The organism is Flavobacterium sp. Arc3 (genome assembly GCF_041431375.1).
Taxonomy (GTDB): Bacteria; Bacteroidota; Bacteroidia; order Flavobacteriales; family Flavobacteriaceae; genus Flavobacterium.
In genome coordinates this window covers 86659-105035 of sequence record NZ_JASMRI010000012.1, presented here as the reverse complement: position 1 = coordinate 105035, position 18377 = coordinate 86659, and the positions used below count along the sequence as shown (strand labels likewise).

The following is an 18377-nucleotide window of genomic DNA, read 5'->3' as shown; positions in this document are numbered from 1 at the left end:
CACAGAAATTAAAACTCTGCAATAATTCAATATCCCATCAAAAACATTTTACGTCCCACCGCTTTAAAACAAAAAACAAAATCGAAGCAAAAAAAAAAACACAAGCGTCTCATTTTTAATAAAATATAATTACTTATCAACACTACAACGTTATCGTTACTGGCTAAAAGGTTTAAGTGAGATACGATACAATTATTTACATACATTAGCCCGACTAGAGCATCATTATTCCTAAAATAACAAAGAAAATAAAACTAATATCTCAAAATAAAACCCGATATAATAGATAATAACTTAATTTTTAGCTTTTACCATCAAAAATATTTGTTATCAACCTTTATAAAAATTACCCCAATTCTTTTATTAACCAACCTACAAAATCATGAAAAAACCAAATTTTAAAATTGCAGCATTAGCCGCATTGACTATTTGTTTCTATTCTTGTAATTCAAACGATGAATTACAAGGACCTACTGCAGAAATTAAGGCACAAAGCAAAATAATCGATGTTACACATCACGATGGTCATCCGTTTAGTACGGGTAAATCCACGACAACATCACTAACAGGAAAGTACGTAGCTAATCCGGGCGGTGGCGTAATGATGCAAGCTTTCTACTGGGACGTACCCGCCGGTGGAAACTGGTGGAATACATTAAGCACAAAAGTAACTGCATGGTCAAATGCCGGTATTGGGTCCATTTGGCTTCCACCGGTATCTAAAGCACAAAATGGTCCCTTTTCTATGGGATACGACCCTACTGATTATTTTGATTTTGGAAATTACAATCAAAACGGAACAATAGAAACACGTTTTGGTTCTAAAACAGAATTAGTCACCTTAATTACAAAAGCGCATTCCGAAAACATTCAAGTTTATGCTGACATGGTTCTAAATCACAATAGTGGCGGACAACTAGAAAGCAATCCTTTTACAGGAACTCAAACGTATACGAATTTTACTGGCGTTGCTTCAGGAAAATTCCCTAGAACCAGTTCCGATTTTTATAAAAATGCTTATGGTAATAATGACGAAGGTGCTTTTGGAGGATTTCCTGATTTAGCACATGTAACACCAAACGTTCAAAACTGGCTTTGGCTTAGATCAGATGGCGTGGGTAAATATTACAAGAACACCATGAAATTTGACGGCTGGAGATTTGACTATGTAAAAGGTTTTGGTCCTTGGGTAGTTAAAGACTGGAATAGTAATGTGGGTGGTTTTTCAGTTGGCGAATATTGGGATTCAAACGTAAACACATTAGAATGGTGGGCAAACAATGCTAACAGTTCTGTATTTGATTTTGCTTGTTACTATAAGATGAATGACGCATTTGACGGTAATAATTTAGCTCTTTTGAATGACGACATGATGTGGAAAAGAAACCCATATAAGGCCGTAACATTTGTAACCAATCATGATACAGATGAGATCTATAAAAAAGAATTAGCTTATGCATACATTTTGACTCACGAAGGCTATCCAACGATCTTTTACAGAGATTATGAAGAATGGCTGGACAAAACTAAAATGAATAACTTGATTTGGATCCACAATCAAAAAGCGACCGGAACCACTTCCATTTTATATGCAGATAATGATGAATACATCGCCCGAAGAAATGGATACAACGGAAACCCAGGTTTAGTTGTCTATATCAATAATTCTTCAACTTGGCAAGAAAGATGGGTTCCTACCAATTGGACCAATGCACAAATAAAAGACTTTACGGGTAATTCCACATGGATTCCAACAACGCAAGGTGATACTTGGGTAAAAATCCAGTGTCCTCCAAACGGTTATTCTGTCTGGTCAATTAACATGTAAACCCTAAATAAATCCAATATAAATGAGGCTGTTCTAAAAGACAGCCTCATTTTTTTTATTCACATTTATAAATAGTACTTTTGCACACTATTTACATCATACATGAGCTTTTTAAAAGAAATACAAAGAAGAAGAACTTTCGGGATTATATCACATCCCGATGCAGGTAAAACAACACTTACAGAAAAACTCCTCCTTTTTGGTGGTGCTATTCAAGAAGCGGGTGCTGTTAAAAACAATAAAATCAAAAAAGGAGCTACTAGTGATTTCATGGAAATCGAACGTCAGAGAGGAATTTCTGTGTCTACCTCCGTTTTAGCATTTAACTACAAAGAAAAAAAAATAAATATTCTTGATACCCCAGGGCACAAGGATTTTGCCGAAGATACTTTTAGAACCTTAACTGCTGTTGACAGTGTCATAGTGGTAATTGACGTTGCCAAAGGTGTTGAGGAACAAACAGAAAAATTAGTCGCGGTTTGTAGGTTGCGAAAAATCCCAATTATCGTATTCATCAATAAGATGGACCGTGAAGGAAAAGATGCTTTTGACCTTATGGATGAAGTGGAGCAAAAACTGGGATTAACAGTTACGCCTCTTAGTTTCCCAATAGGAATGGGTTATGATTTCCAAGGAATATACAATTTATGGGAACAGAACATCAACCTATTTAGTGGAGATAATCGTAAAAATATTGAAGAAACAATCGCTTTTTCAGATGTGCAAAATCCAGAGTTAGAAAAGATTATTGGACAGAAACCTGCAGATACTTTACGTGAAGAGCTTGAATTGATTGATGAAGTCTATCCAAAATTTGATCGTCAGGATTATTTAGACGGAAAATTACAACCAGTCTTTTTTGGATCAGCATTAAATAATTTTGGAGTTCGCGAGCTTTTGGATTGTTTTGTTGAAATCGCTCCATCACCAAGACCAAAAGAATCTGAAACAAGATTAGTTGACCCGAAAGAAGAAAAAATGACAGGCTTTGTATTTAAAATCCATGCAAATATGGATCCTAAACACAGAGACAGATTAGCATTTATAAAAATTGTATCTGGTACTTTTGAAAGAAATAAGCCGTATTATCACGTACGTCAAAAAAAGAACCTGAAATTTTCGAGTCCGAATGCCTTTTTTGCCGAAAAGAAAGAGATCGTTGACATCTCTTATCCTGGTGATATTGTTGGACTACATGATACAGGGAATTTTAAAATTGGAGATACTTTGACAGAGGGAGAAATCATGAGTTTCAAAGGTATTCCAAGTTTCTCTCCCGAACATTTTAGATACATCAATAATGCTGACCCAATGAAAGCTAAACAGCTTGACAAAGGGATTGACCAATTAATGGATGAAGGTGTAGCGCAATTATTTACTCTTGAAATGAACAACCGAAAAATAATCGGAACGGTAGGAGCGCTTCAGTATGAGGTTATCCAATACCGTTTAGAACATGAATATGGAGCTAAATGTACCTATGAGAACTTTCCTGTACATAAAGCGTGCTGGGTAAAGCCAGATGACGCAAAGAATGATGAGTTTAAAGAATTCAAACGTATTAAACAAAAATTCTTGGCAAAAGACAAATATGGTCAATTAGTCTTCCTTGCTGATTCAGATTTTACAATTAAAATGACACAAAATAAATATCCATCTGTAAAATTATTCTTCACATCTGAATTTAATTAAGGTATTTATAAAAAAGTATTAAAAGTAAAGAGGCTGTCATTAATTGACAGCCTCTTTGGGTTTTTATAAGTTACAATTTGTAAGGCGATTATCCATTTGCACATGTTAACCTAGCCTTCAAAGATAGATTGGAAATATTTCTCGATTTTAGCTTTGAAATAGGTATTTTAAATTTATCATACCCTTTTTAAAGAATAAGTAATCTAATGGCTTTGTTGGTATACAAACCTATTAGTACACACTTAATAATTAGGAATATAGAGCTGTATTTCTATTGCAAAACAACAGGAGGAATCTTTATTTTTTCACTTACATACTTTATCAACCTTGTAGCTATTTTTTGGATAAATAAAATAGTTATTGATCCTAAGAATAGGATTCAAATTCAGGTTGTATTGACGGATTTTTAACTTTTAAGAATCAAAAAACTACCCATTATATAAAAAACTGCCCAAAAATCACTTTTCGGACAGCCTTCTTCAACTAACCAAATTTAACAAACCACTTATTAATAACCTGGATTTTGATCCGCTATTGTTAGCGCCTTATTCTTAGCAATTTCTGATGCTGGAATTGGATATAGATCATTTTTAGAGGTATAACCTTTACTTGACAACTCTGCACTAGCTCTACCCCATCTTACTAAATCCCAAAAACGTTGGCCTTCAAAAGCTAACTCTAGGAATTTTTCATTTGCGATAGCGTTAAACAAATTTGTACCTGTTAAGGTTGAAGAAACATCAGCTAATCCTGCTCTTTTTCTAATTTTGTTTAATTCTATTCTCGCATTTCCATCTTGTCCTTCCTTATTGTACGCTTCAGCTGCAAGCAACAAAACTTCAGCATATCTAAATAATCTCCAATTGATACCGTAGTTTAATTCTGCAACACCAGTGCTTGAAGTTTCTGAAGAACGTGTGGCATATTTTGTTCTAATACCTCCTTCGTAATCCCAAGGGGATCCTGTTAAACTTCCACCAAATGCATTAAGTTCTGCTTCACTCATTACTGTAGCTGCTTTACGTTTTACATCTCCGGCAGCATCAAAAGCAGTTAATATTTTTGCAGTTGGTAAATTAAAGCCCCATCCATTAATAATTCCGGTACCTGTTAGATTGAAAAAACCGTCACCACGAGGCCCCATTAATTGCGCATGTATGTTGCTTTCAGTACGACCTCCCCAATTGAAATTACCCCAGTCATTACCAGCTGTAGAGATATAGCCAATTTCGAATAAAGACTCAATTCCAAATTCTGAATCTTTTAACCAAACTTTTGAAACGTCCGGCTCCAAGTCATGTGCTGGATTATCTATTACCGCTTTTAAATAAGGAATTGCTTCAAGAGTTTTTCCTTCAAAAACCAATACTTTTCCCAACAATGCTTGAGCTGTACCTTTTGAAACTCTAAAATTATACTTCACTGCACTTTTATCTGGCAATCCAGCAATAGCAATACCCAAATCTGCTTTTATTTGGGTATAAATTGCTGCCCTTGAACTTTTTGGTATAGCAAAAGCATCAGCGCTAATTGATGTAGGATTTACTAAACGCAAAGGAACTGCACCCCACATAGTAGTTAGCTCAAAATAGCACCATGCTCTGATAAATTTTGCTTCAGCAACAGCAAAGGTCTTATTGCTTAAATTTCCAGCTTCAACCTTTTCTATAATGGTGTTTGCAAGTGCAATTGTTTTATAGTATTTGCTCCAAACAGATTCTAAAGAAGGATTTGAAATAGATATATTTGTGTAATCATCAATATTCTGTAATTGCGTTTGATCTGTTGCATTTCCACCACCAGCATTAGCTTCATCTCCAGGCAACACTTTTATAAAAAAAGCACTACTCCAGTCTACTCCATTGTTGAATTGCATTAGATCATACAATCCAATTAAGGCTTCTTCTGTGTTTTTTTCACTATTGAAGAAAGTGGTACTCTCGAGCACACCTACAGGAGCGACCGTTGTAAAATCGGAACTACATGATACAGTTATACAAGATATAACCATAGCACTATATATTAATTTTTTCATTTTTATTGTTTTATATAATTAAAATTCAAGTGACATACCAAGTAATATTTTAGAAGCTACTGGATAAAATCCTCTATCTACCCCTATACTATTATCAGAGAAACTTCCTGCTTCAGGATCCAAACCATTATATTTAGTAAAGGTAAAATAGTCGTCTAAAGAAATATAAGTTCTTAATTTTTTTAATTTCAATTTACTAGACACCCCTTTAGAGAAGTTATACCCCAGCTGAATTTGTTTAATTCTCATATACGAACCGTCTTGCACCATTAAATCAGTATCGTATGTACTTGTAGCATATTGCGCAGCAGGATAAGATGCAATATCGCCTGCCTGTTGCCATCTACCTGTAAAAAACTCAATTGGCTTATTTGTAACTGGTCTTGAAGGTTGGTGGTAGGCTGCAAAAATATCATTCCCTTGAGTTCCTTGAAACCTAATGTTTAAATCTAAATTTTTATATCCTAATTGAATATTTCCTCCGAAAAGAATGTCAGGGTGAGGAGAACCAATATTTGTTTTATCGTTTGAAGTAATTCCAGCTACACCGTCAGTGTCTACAATATTGATTTTTCCTGTTGCGGGATCTATACCGTCAGTTTTGTAGCCATAGAAATACCATAATGGTAATCCTTTTTGAAAACGAGTTACACCGTCATTGTTTTGTGGTGCTCCTGCGCCTATAATAAAACCATCATCACCTACAAAACTAATATCGGTAACTTCATTATGCAAGGTCGACAAATTAAGATCTATACCATAACTAAAACCACTATCTGTTTTATCACTGTACCCCATTTCAAATTCAAACCCTTTATTTTCTACTGTTCCAGCATTAATAGAAGGAACTCCTACACCTAAAGATGGAGGTGCAATGATATTTCCATTTACAAGAAGTAAGTTTTTAGTTGTTTTAACATAATAGTCAACTGAAAAGTTTAGTCTGCTATTAAAAGCACGAAAATCAACACCTAAATCCAATTGCTCAGAACGTTCCCACTCTAGATTAGCATTTGCTAAATTCCCTGGAGTAATACCACTAACACCTTCGTAAACAACAGGAACCGTATTACCAGTTTCTTGTGCTACAGTTTGGAATATTAAGCTATTTATGTAAGTGCTTAAATTGTTATCACTACCATTTTGCCCCCAACTAGCGCGTAATTTAAGGTAATTAAATTTGGAGCCTTCATTCCAAAAATTTTCTTTAGACACTAACCAACCGGCAGAAGCTGCTGGGAAATACCCTGATTTTTTTGAAGTTGGAAAATAACTAGAGGTATCGTTACGCAACGATCCTTCAAGTAAATATTTACCCATATAATCATATGAAATCCTACCAAAAACAGAGTTTCCTGTTTTTTCTAAAACACTTCCACCAATTACATCATTTGCTCGGTTTGAATAGTCAAAGTATGCGAATTGGTCTGTTTGTTCATGAACTTCAGATCCACGCAATGAATAAGATGGATTCTTAATTTTCTCTGCTGAATACCCTAACAAACCCGTTATATTGTGATTTCCAATTTCTTTATTATAGCTCGCAAAATTTTCCCATAACCATCTTGAAGTTCGTGAAATTTGATTATTTAATGTTACCGTTGTATTTTGAGCTTCTGATGATACAGACCAAATAGGAGTCCATCTATTATCAAATGTATTTCCTCTTTCGTAACCAAATCTAGAAGTAAATGCTAGGCCTTCTGCTAATTTTAATTTAGCATACATAGATATTAAGATTTTATCGGTATCAATACCTCCTCTAAATCTATAGTTTGCAGATGCAACAGGGTTCGTAACTTCCCCAGTTGAATACGTTGGGTATCCGTAAACATTCCCATTACTATCTGTCATAGCTGTTCCCGCCGCTACTCCATCTAAAGCTCTTTGCGGCAAAGTTCCTGTATAAAGAACAGGCGTTAATGGATCTAGAATTAAAGCATGATTTACAATTCCACCTGTGGAATTATCTTCAGTAATAGGAGATGAATTAATAACCGAATAGGTAATATTAGAACCTACTTCTAACCAATCATTCACTTCATTTTTAAGATTGGCTCTTAAAGTGTATCTTTTATAATTCGAATCTTGACCTACGACACCGTCTTGATCGTAGAAAGATCCAGAAAGGTAATATGATAATTTTTCACTAGCTCCTGAAAAACTAAGATCATGTCTTTTCAAAGTTGCATTTTGAAATAATTCTTTTATCCAATTTGTATTGATACCATTATCTACAACTTGCGCTTGACCTGCTTCTTGAAAATAAGTAACAAATTGAGCAGCATTCATCAATTTCATTTTAGTTCTAACTGATTGATTTGCATATTGCGTACTATAGCTAACTACCGCTTCACCAATTTTCCCCTGTTTAGTTGTAATGATGATAACACCATTTGCTCCTTGCGTACCATAAATTGCAGAAGATGCTGCATCTTTTAAAACCTCCATGTTGGCAATATCATTTGGAGAAATATTATCTATAGAACTTACTTTCATTCCATCAACAATATATAATGGATCTGAATTTCCATTAGACCCAGCACCTCTAATCCTAACTTTAGAACCTGAACCTGGAGCCCCAGAAGAAGATACAACGGTAACACCTGATGTCTTACCCTGTAACACGGACTCAACACGTGCTGATGAAGAATTTTGAATATCAGCAGAACTAATACTAGAAATTGCCCCTGTTACTAAACTTTTCTTCTTAACCCCATAACCTACAACTATAACTTCGTCTAAAAGAGCTGAACTCTCTTCCAACGATACATTAATTGGAGATTTCCCTTTATAAATTATCTCTTGGGATTTAAAACCTATAGAAGAAAAGACTAAAACATCTCCATTCTTAGCATTGATTTTAAAAGCCCCATCAAAATCTGTCACTGTCCCTGAGGAAGTACCTTTAACCAATACATTAACACCAGGTATAGGACCTGTTTTATCGGATACAATACCCGATACGGATTGAGCATAAATAATACTTCCAAATAATAAGAATACTGGAAGTATTAATTTTTTTAGTAGTTTGTTTTTCATAAAAATTTAGTTTGGTTTAGTAATTTGTTTTGGTTAGCTAGAAGATTTAATTTTTAAAAAACAATTTGAATAATATAAAGTGCAGTTATAGCGTCTAAATATTTGTATTTCAATAATTTATTCTATTTAAAAATATTAATCCCATAGTTTTACAAATGTTAATAAAATCCAAAAATTTCAATGACATTTTTTAAGCAAGTACTATAAATTTTAGAGCATTTCGCTTTTAATGAACCTTTAGTCGGTATTTTTATAGTCGATGCAATAATTTTTATAGTCAATAATTTCATTTTAAATAAAAAAAACCTTGTAAAAATTCATTTATCATATTTTTATCCTTTATTGATTATTTCTCATAGCAAATAGATTATTAGAAGGTTGTTTATTATTTTTTTGATCGAATGAAATTGTTTTTGTGTTAAAAAACATACAAAAGTCAGTAAGAAAACAGGCTTTATGTAGTGTTTATTTGGGCGATAGAAAAGCAACCAAAAAACAGTTCCTATCAATTATAAATTGGGAATATTTTAAACCAATTTACTATTAAAGAAAAAAAGGCTACGATTATAAAAATCGAAGCCTAACTTTAAAATTTAAGCACTTTTATGGAGAGTGTCGTTTTTATTTACAAATCTATTTTAACTTACTCTATTTAGAATAGCGTACATACTCTGTTTGAAATAAGGAATCCACACTAGATTTCTAATCGACTAAACAAATCATCAGAACTCATATTTTTTGATTTTAACTTCTGATGGCAATAATCCAAAATGACTTTTAAAACACTTTGTAAAATAAGAGGGTGAAGAAAATCCTATTTCGTAACAAACTTCACTTATGTTAGTATTTCCTTTTTCAATAATTTGTTTTGCCTTTTGAAGTCTGATATTTCTCAAAAACTCATTAGCAGTTTGGTTTGTGAGTGCCTTAATTTTTCTATAAAATTGACTTTTACTTAAATTTAATTGCGAAGCAAGTATTTCTACGTTTAAATCTGGGTTACCAATATTATCATTGATGAAGCTTAAAACTTTCTCTATAAATTCTTTATCTAAAGAAGTCGTATTAATATTTGCTGGGACCTCAGTAATTAGACTAAAGTATTTATTAAAAATTAATTGCCTGCTTGTTATTAGTTGTTTTAAACGTAATCTTAACAACCTCATATCAAAAGGTTTTGCCATATAAGCATCTGCTCCTAATTCAATACCTTCCATTCTATCATCAATTGTAGTTTTAGCTGTAAGCATTAATAAAGGAATATGACTTGTTCTTATATCCGTCTTTATATTTTTACAAAAGTCGAAGCCATTCATTTCGGGCATTATAACATCGGTTACAATAATATCTGGGAGCAATTCTTTTGCTATTTCTAATCCTTTTTTTCCATTCTCGGCTGTTAAAACTTTGTAATCATTTCCAAGCTCATTTTGTAAATAATCTCTAAGTTCAGCATTATCTTCTACTATAAGCAAGGTATATTTATTACTGCTTTGATTTTCGGTACTAGTTTTTTCGTTTTCTATTGGAGCGTTTGTAGGAGTAAAATTTTCATTTTTAAATTGTTGCTCTCCCTTTTCTGTTGCTATTTCACTCTCATTAAAATGCGATTTTCCTGCGGGTAGTATAATTTTGAATTTACTTCCTTTTCCAACCTCGCTTTCTACTTCAATCTTGCCTTTATGCAGATTAACAAATTCTCTAACCACCTCTAAGCCTATACCAGTGCCCCCATAGTAACCATTATTTAAGTTTTTAGCTTGATAAAAACGTTCAAAAATCTTTTCCACTTCTTCTTGATCTATACCTACACCAGTATCTGAAATACTAATTTCAACAACCTTAATGGGTTCTGTATTGCTTACTAATGGTAATATAAATAGCTTGTCTGTAGCTTGAAGATCAATATTGATAGTACCTCCTTTTGGGGTTGTTTTTATGGCATTTGATAAAATATTGAAAATAATTTTTTCTAACATCTTTTCATCACCCCATACAGGAATATCCATTACGTCTGCGTCTATATTAAGATCAATGTTATTTGTTATCGCTTCTTCTTTAAAATAGCTTGCAACGTCTTTGGTAAAGTCGACTAAATTAAATTGCGTTGCACTAACTCTCGTTTTATTTAACTCTAGTTTTCTAAAATCTAAAAGTTCATTTATTAATCTATAAAGTCTATCTGTGTTTTTATATATAATATTGTGTTTTTCTCTTATCCTAGCAGGAAGATTCAAACTATCATCTCTAATAATATCAATAATAGGGTTCATTATTAATGTAAGAGGCGTTCTAAATTCATGTGATATATTAGTGAAAAACTGAAACTTTTGCTCATTTAAGGCCTTTTCTTGTAATCTTTTACTTTGTTCTAGAATTAGTGTTTTTTTTCGATCCAATCTATTAAGCATAAATCTATTAAAATGATACCCCCCAAAAACTAACAAAACAAAATAAGAGAACCAAGCCATATTTGACTTCCACCAAGGTGGTAAAACGGTTATCTTTAAAGTTAATGGCGTTTCTGTCCATTTTCCATCACTATTTGCCACTTTTAATTTAAAAGTATAGTTTCCAGGTTCTAAGTTTGTATAGGTAGCACTTTTTAAACTACCAACATAATTCCAAGAGTCTTCTAGTCCCTCTAAATAATAGGCGTATTGGTTTAATTCTGGTCTTGTATAGTTTATACCTGTATATTCAATAGTAAATACAGATTGGGTATGATTTAAAGTAAGATTTTTTGTTTCTCCAATAACACTAGTAAGCGGAGAATCTTTTTGATCAGCAAGAACACTTTGATTGAATAATTTAAAATCAGTTAAATATAATGATGGTAAAATTGCGTTAACACTAATGTTTGAAGGATCAAAATAATCTATGCCAAGATAATTTCCGAAATAAATAGTTCCGTTATTATCTCTAAAAGTAGCATTAGTGTTAAAATCGTTTGAAAGTAGCCCGTCATCCTTTGTGAACGTTGTAAACCTGCTGGTCGCACTATTAAATTTTGTAATTCCCGAATTTGTACTAAGCCAAATATTCCCTTTTAAATCTTCAATAATACCAGTTATATTTATAGCTTCTAATCCTTTTTGTTTATTATACCACGTAAATTTATCCGTATTAGGATTGTATTTACATAAACCAGCGCCTCTTGTTCCAATCCAAATTGAGCCATCTGAACTTTCGTACAAGGACAAAATATGATTAGCTGTTGCATAATTATTAAACTTTTCAGACATTCTAAAAGCCATTGAAACAATAGAAAAGCTGCCGTCTATTAATTTTTTTATTTTAAACAGGCCTTTATCTGTGGTTGTTAACCATATATTGCCTTGCTTATCAACCAATACTTTTCTTGAAAAACTATCTGATATTCCGCTTTTTACAAAAGGTTCAGATTTATGATGAACAAATTTATGTGTATCTGGATTGTATGAATTTAGGCCTTTATCCCAACTTGAAAACCAAATAGTTCCATCTAAGTCTTCTGTAATGCTAAATATGTAATTAGAGCCTAAATCTCCATTAGTGTTTTTTATAGTATAATTAATGAATTTTTTAGATCCTTTCTTTAATACATACAGGCCATTGCCCCAACTTCCAGCCCAAATATTTTGATTACTGTCTACAAATAAGGCTTCAATATAATCATTAGTTAATCCTGAAAACACCTTGCTTTCTGCGGAATTAATATGTGTAAATTTATTTAATTTAGGATTTAAAACATCAATACCTCCACCATCTAAACCAATCCAAAAATTTCCCAATGGATCTTTTACAATGGATGTTACAGAACCAATCTGCAACGAATTAGAGTCATTATATAAACTTTCTATATCCTTGAACTTATCATTTAGCTTATCATAAATCGCCACCCCTGCATTATGATAGCCAACCCATATACGTTCGTTATGATCTAAAAACAAAGACCATATAGAGTTACACAATAGACCCTTAGCATCTGTTTTTTTAGATGTATAATGATTTATAACAGAGCCATTATCGTTTATATGAATTAATCCGTCATTTTCAATACCACACATTAAAGTCCCGTCGGATAAATTAATGATTGACATAAAACGATTTTTTGTAAGCAAAAAATGTTTAATCGTAACTAATTGATTTTTTTTATTATTAATACTATTTATTTTAAACAACCCTGTTGACATGGTTCCCACCCATAAATTATTATTGGCTATCAACAATTTTTGAATTGGATCATTAATAATCTCAATACCTTCCTCAGTTTTGAATTTTGAAAACTTTAGACTATTTGTTTTTGGATCAAATTCTTTAAGACCTTTATCGGTACCTGCATATATTTTTCCATTAGAGTCCGATTGTAATGAATGAATCGTTAAGGGAGTAGCATTGTGATGCTCTTGACTTACTATTTTTTCGACTTTAAAAGTAGCCAAATTAATCTTGAACAATCCCAATTCAAAAGTGCCTACAAACAAATTCCCATTATGATCACCCATCAAACTTCTAACCGAAACTTTTGTTTTGCTAACTTTGAATTCAGATAAAGAAATTCTTTTAAATTGATCCTTTTCGCGATTGTATAAGTTAAGTCCTCCATCGGAGCCAAACCATAATCTATTTTTAGTGTCTTTATAAGAACAATGAATTGTATTATTGCTTAATGAATTAGAATCGTCTAAACTTTTTGTATAGGATGTATAATTAATCCCATCAAATCTGTTTAAACCCCCACCATTAGTACCCATCCATATAAAGCCATAATGATCTTGAATAATGGTATTTACACCAATTTTAGAAACAATCGCTTTTATAGTAACAAATTGATATTTCTGCTCGGGTTCTTGAGACCAAGTACTGGTACCAACTAGAAACAAATAGCCAACAAAAAAATAAAAAATCTTTTTCATAAAATAATAATATTATCCCTTAAAACCTAACTTAGGTAAAATTACAACTTTTACAACTTTTTAATTATAAATATTTTAGACTTCCCAAATAGCTTCAATTTCTTCGAGTAAATTCCCTTTTGTTTATGGAATAAATTTATAGGTGAATTCTATTATTAGTAGGCTGAAAGCACTAAAATGAAGTAAGGTAAGATCCATTCCAAAAGTCATTATTGTTTAGCTCACTAGCTGTTACCATTGGAAATGATTAGTGATACCATATAATTTCCAGCCTCTGCGTAGCTACTGCCTCAGACACAGCTACACTTCTAATTTTATTTGGAAACATTTCAGATAACACTACCCAAACTATGGGGGTCTTTGATAAGGAAAATGAGCCAATAAAATTTTGTTGAACTAGCTAGAACCTCTTCATCTTTTTCGCTAAAAAAAAGCCTTGTGGGGCTCTTTGGTATACTTATCTTCTTAGTCTTGTACTGAACTTTCGTACGTGTATAGATTTGTATTGAATAACTTAACCCGCTATTACTTATACACAATGTTGTAAAACGTTTTTATTTTTTTTATCAATTTATCTCTAAAGTATAAACTATTAAACTTACTATTGTTTACTAGTCAATTATATCAATTAGGTCTATTTTAAGTTCAATGATGATTATGGCAGCATATTCCAAGCTTTGTATTTTTGGAAAGATCAATTCTAGTATGTTCGGCTTTTGAATATGATTTTCTTTGGTGTTGGGATCGGGCATATAAACTAATCCTTTATAGGTTTTATGATTATAATGAAGGGAAGCATCAAAAAAAGAAAAAATTCTCCGGAGGAATAAAATCCGATCAATCTATTTTCTTGAAAAAATGTTTCAGCTTCTTTATTTCATATAAGCAAGGTGATATATCTAAATTGATAGTACTCATGAAATAGTTGTTCAAATCTAGACCTCGTTCTAGAAAATGCTTAAATTATTGTTTTAAAAGTTCCGTTCGGATATCTCTCATCCTTGCCTATTACTGATGCAACACCACGAACAAGAGCGTATTCCATGTATTCTGCTTTTTTTTCTTTTCCGTACGTAAAATATATGAGTTAAATTAACGAGTTAAAAATGTGTAATCTACTTTATCGACATTGTAACCTTAACTTCATCTCAAATATTCCTTAAGTAATGCATATTCGTTATAGCGTTCGAAGTTGGCTATAAATTATTTCATTCGTTTTGGTAATGTTTTACAAAGTTTAATATAAAAATAGTAGCCGATTGCGTGGTGCTTTCTTGTCAAGTTACAAGGTAGCTCAAGAGGGCTAAGCTTTTTTATTTTACCACACCCCCAGCTATTATATTTATATACTTTTGTTTATAAGTGTTGTTATGTTATTCTTTGGTTATTTCAAGTTTAGCACGTGCTAAAATATTATCTGAAGCTGCACCTACTAGTATTTCAAACTGACCAGGTTCCACTTTCCAATCTTCCGTTTCTACATCCCAAAAAGCAAAATCTCTCTCAGTTAATGTGAAATATATAGTCTGTTTATCACCTGCAGCTAATTGAACTTTCTGAAAATCCTTAAGTTCTTTTAAGGGGCGTGCAACCGATGATTTAACATCGCGCACATACAACTGAACAACTTCTTTACCATCAACGGTACCATTATTTGCAATGTCGATTTTCAAGTTAAGTTTTTTGCCCGCTTTAATCGATTTGTTTTCTAACAGTAAGTTACTGTATTCATATGTTGTGTATGACAAGCCAAAACCAAATGCGTAAAGCGGCTTAATATTTTTATTTTCGTACCAACGGTAACCAACAAATACACCTTCGTTATACTTCACATCGGTTATTGGGTCTATAATTCTATGATCTTCATCCCAACCGGTATATAATTTTTTACCTGTAGGTATATAACCATATCCAGGTGAATCTTCAAATTTTTTCTCAATAGTAATTGGTAATTTGGCAGATGGATTTGTGATACCTGCTATAATTTCCGCAAAACCTTTAAATCCAATTTGACCTGGATACCAGCTATACAATAATCCAGCAATAGTATCATTCCATTCGCTCATATTCATACCGCTCCCAGAGCTAACAGATACAATAGTGTTCTTATTTAATGAAGCAATATGTTTAATTTCTTTATTAATATTTTTTGAAAAATTAAATGGATGATCCCATCCTTCAGAATCAAATGTTCCTGTGCTATAAATCACATGACTAGCAGTTTTTAAATCTTCGTCCGTTGGGTTTTCTATATAAGTTACTTTTGTACCATAAATTTCTTTAAGGGCTGTTAGCATGGTTGTATTGTTGTAACCAACAACCTCTGCAGCACCTCCTCCATGGGGAATTTTATCTGCATATTCACCAGTGAGTAAAATCGAAATTTTGGCTGTTTTATCAATAGGTAAAACATGTTTGTTTTTAAGAAGTACAATACTTTCTCTTCCAGTTTGCAAGGCTACTTCTACATGTTGGTCAAAGTTTTTTAAGTAAGAAGTGTCTTTTATTGGTCGCTCAAGCAGTCCCATTGAAATTTCTGTTGTAAGAATGTTGGTCACCATTCTGTTGATATCTTCTTCTTTTACTTTTCCTTCTTTCAAAAGTCTTTTTGCTGAAGTGCGTAAGAAAAATTCATCTTTCTTCATATAGTCAGGATATTCAGCTCTTGGTTCTCCAGGCATATCAAGATCAAGTCCTGATTTAATGACTTTTTCGGAATCATATACAGACCACCAATCACTCATGACAATCCCTTTAAAACCTAAACTCTCACGTAAAAGTCCTGTAATTACTTCCTTGTTTTGTCCGGCATATTCTCCATTTACCAAATTATAAGATGTCATTACCGCCATAACGCCTGCATTGACTCCAGCTTCGAACGCTGGTAAATATATTTCGTGTAAAGTCCTTTTATCGACTACTGAATTCGATGTTCTTCTCTTGTAGTCTGTATTATTGGCTACAAAGTGTTTTAAAGTAGCCATAGTACCTGTCTCTTGCATTCCAACCACATAATTCTCTATCATTCGAGCAGCTAGGTATGGATCTTCTCCAAAGTACTCAAAGTTTCTACCATTTTGTGATATACGGTAAATATTCATTCCTGGTCCTAGAAGCACCGCAATTTCACCAACTCTACATTCTTCACCAATAGATTTCGCATAATTACCTGCCAACTCCTTATTCCAAGTACTTGCTAAGGCTATTGGACTTGGAAAAGCAACCGATTTTTCAAGTTGATCATCGAGATGACGTCGAATGTTTACTCCCTGAGTGGCATCTGAGAGATACATGGCTGGTACTTTAAATTTTTCAAACCCTTTAGTGAAAAAGGTGTTATGACCACCAATCAATGAAATTTTCTCATCAATGGTCATCTGACTTACAATTTTCAAGGCTTGTTCCTTGGCATCATTATAGGCAATAGGAGGTTTAAAAGGTTGAAATATGGTTTCGGTTTTATATTCTTGACTTATTGATTTTGTACATGAACCAATTACTGTACAAATAAGGACGAAATGTGCTATTTTTTTCATAAAAATAATTTTTAAAATTTTATATACTGCAATTAAATTTACAGCATAAAGGTTAAATGATTATAATAATTTATATCCTACAAGGATAAATATCAACTTATATTAAAACACGACTTTTGACTTATATCTTTTATTAACATAAAAAAGAATAAGTATATATTATGAGTTCGTAAATGTTAATTCTCCTGTTTGGGTATTACCATGAACAGGGGAGAAGCACAAGTTACCAACATGTTTTGTCCCAGCTATTTGGTCTAAAAGGATATTCCAACCCGACCAGGCAACCGTACCGTTATTAAAATAATTAGTCATGGATCTTCCATATCGCTCCGCCAATGTTGGGTATTCTCTGTTCAACCGCTCTAAATTGTATGCTTCATTGCATTCCTCTGTAAAAATCAGATTCTTGTCAGGATACGTTTCCTTTACATTTTTTACTGCATCAAACATCGGTATACCGTCGTTCCAATGTTCATAGCAATGGAAACTCATGCCCCAAACTTTCTTTCTCCAGGGTAAGCCCTGAGTAATTCTTTAAGAGATCGCGCTCCTCCTCGGCTGTATAAACACAAGATTCCCAACGCTGACCGCCATCGTTACGTTTTGGATGGTCAATCCCCAAATAGGGACACTTTCTGCTTCGGAAGGTTCAATGAAATTGGCATAGTAATTGGCCCTAGGCTGGTACAGCTCAGGAAGCAGATTTCCGCCTTTTAACACGTTGTTGTTGGACTTCATGAAGGCAGCTGAGATCCATCTACTAGCGTACAGGGTCAGTTTGCCTCCTGCGACCTGACTAGCTTTTTTTGTGAATGGAAGCCTATGTTTTCTATCGTGATCTATGTTGAACGTTTTTAATACTGAATCGCCTTCTTCAACAATAATATAGCTTGCCTTTGAAAAATCGCAACTATATATAATTGTATGGCCTAAAGAGTAACCAAGACCTTTCTCTTTCTTATAATAAGCTTCTAAAAAAATTGATTGATTTTCTGCAGAAAGCTTTAATGAACTATTATGAGTCATTTTATAAACATTACTGCTTATCGAATCCATATTAATTGTCTTTTCGCTTGATAGGACTTCTACAATAGGACGATCCGTTTTGTCCGATTTGCATGAATATATGAATATAATTAGTGCTAAAATTTTAAATAAAGGGTGTCTCATAAACTATAAGTTTTAAATTTCTAAATGGTGATGATGTTTTATTTAAAGGCTGTTTAAATTTCTTAAACAAACAACTTAAATATGGAACCTTTTTAGCTCTCCTTTTGTTAAAATAATATCGGTTAAATTTAATATTTTAGCAGAAAGATGAATGATACAAATCGAGCATTCAATGG

At 32.9% G+C, this 18377-nt stretch carries 9 protein-coding genes; 2 read left to right on the top strand and 7 right to left on the bottom strand.

Features of this window, described 5'->3' with window-relative positions; translation table 11 throughout:
• Positions 1–382: 382 nt before the first annotated feature.
• Positions 383–1828: an alpha-amylase gene (locus QO200_RS10800; RefSeq protein WP_371539700.1), complete on the top strand. Its 1446-nt coding sequence runs from the start codon at positions 383–385 to the stop codon at positions 1826–1828.
• A 102-nt stretch (positions 1829–1930) separates the two neighbouring features.
• Positions 1931–3520 carry a peptide chain release factor 3 gene (locus QO200_RS10795; RefSeq protein WP_371539697.1) on the top strand — a complete coding sequence of 530 codons (1590 nt, stop codon included), beginning with the start codon at positions 1931–1933 and terminating at the stop codon, positions 3518–3520.
• A 508-nt stretch (positions 3521–4028) separates the two neighbouring features.
• On the opposite strand, the gene QO200_RS10790 is transcribed toward QO200_RS10795, so the two are convergent.
• The 7 genes from QO200_RS10790 to QO200_RS10760 form a co-directional block, all read right to left on the bottom strand.
• Positions 4029–5555, bottom strand: coding sequence for a RagB/SusD family nutrient uptake outer membrane protein (locus QO200_RS10790; protein ID WP_371539695.1), 1527 nt, complete (start codon positions 5553–5555; stop codon positions 4029–4031).
• 18 nt (positions 5556–5573) lie between these two features.
• A complete protein-coding gene (locus QO200_RS10785) occupies positions 5574–8597 on the bottom strand; it encodes a SusC/RagA family TonB-linked outer membrane protein (RefSeq protein WP_371539692.1) in 3024 nt (1007 codons plus the stop codon).
• 722 nt (positions 8598–9319) lie between these two features.
• On the bottom strand, positions 9320–13495 hold the full coding sequence (locus QO200_RS10780) for a two-component regulator propeller domain-containing protein (RefSeq protein ID WP_371539689.1): 4176 nt from the start codon (positions 13493–13495) through the stop codon (positions 9320–9322).
• A gap of 247 nt (positions 13496–13742) precedes the next feature.
• The gene (locus tag QO200_RS10775; RefSeq protein ID WP_371539686.1) at positions 13743–13835 is read right to left on the bottom strand and encodes a hypothetical protein; all 93 of its coding nucleotides are present in this window, start codon (positions 13833–13835) and stop codon (positions 13743–13745) included.
• A 1033-nt stretch (positions 13836–14868) separates the two neighbouring features.
• Positions 14869–17031, bottom strand: coding sequence for a beta-glucosidase (locus QO200_RS10770; protein ID WP_371539684.1), 2163 nt, complete (start codon positions 17029–17031; stop codon positions 14869–14871).
• Between the two features lie 159 nt (positions 17032–17190).
• The gene (locus QO200_RS10765; RefSeq protein ID WP_371539682.1) at positions 17191–17523 is read right to left on the bottom strand and encodes a hypothetical protein; all 333 of its coding nucleotides are present in this window, start codon (positions 17521–17523) and stop codon (positions 17191–17193) included.
• A gap of 42 nt (positions 17524–17565) precedes the next feature.
• Positions 17566–18201, bottom strand: coding sequence for a hypothetical protein (locus tag QO200_RS10760; RefSeq protein WP_371539680.1), 636 nt, complete (start codon positions 18199–18201; stop codon positions 17566–17568).
• Between the last annotated feature and the right edge of the window lie 176 nt (positions 18202–18377).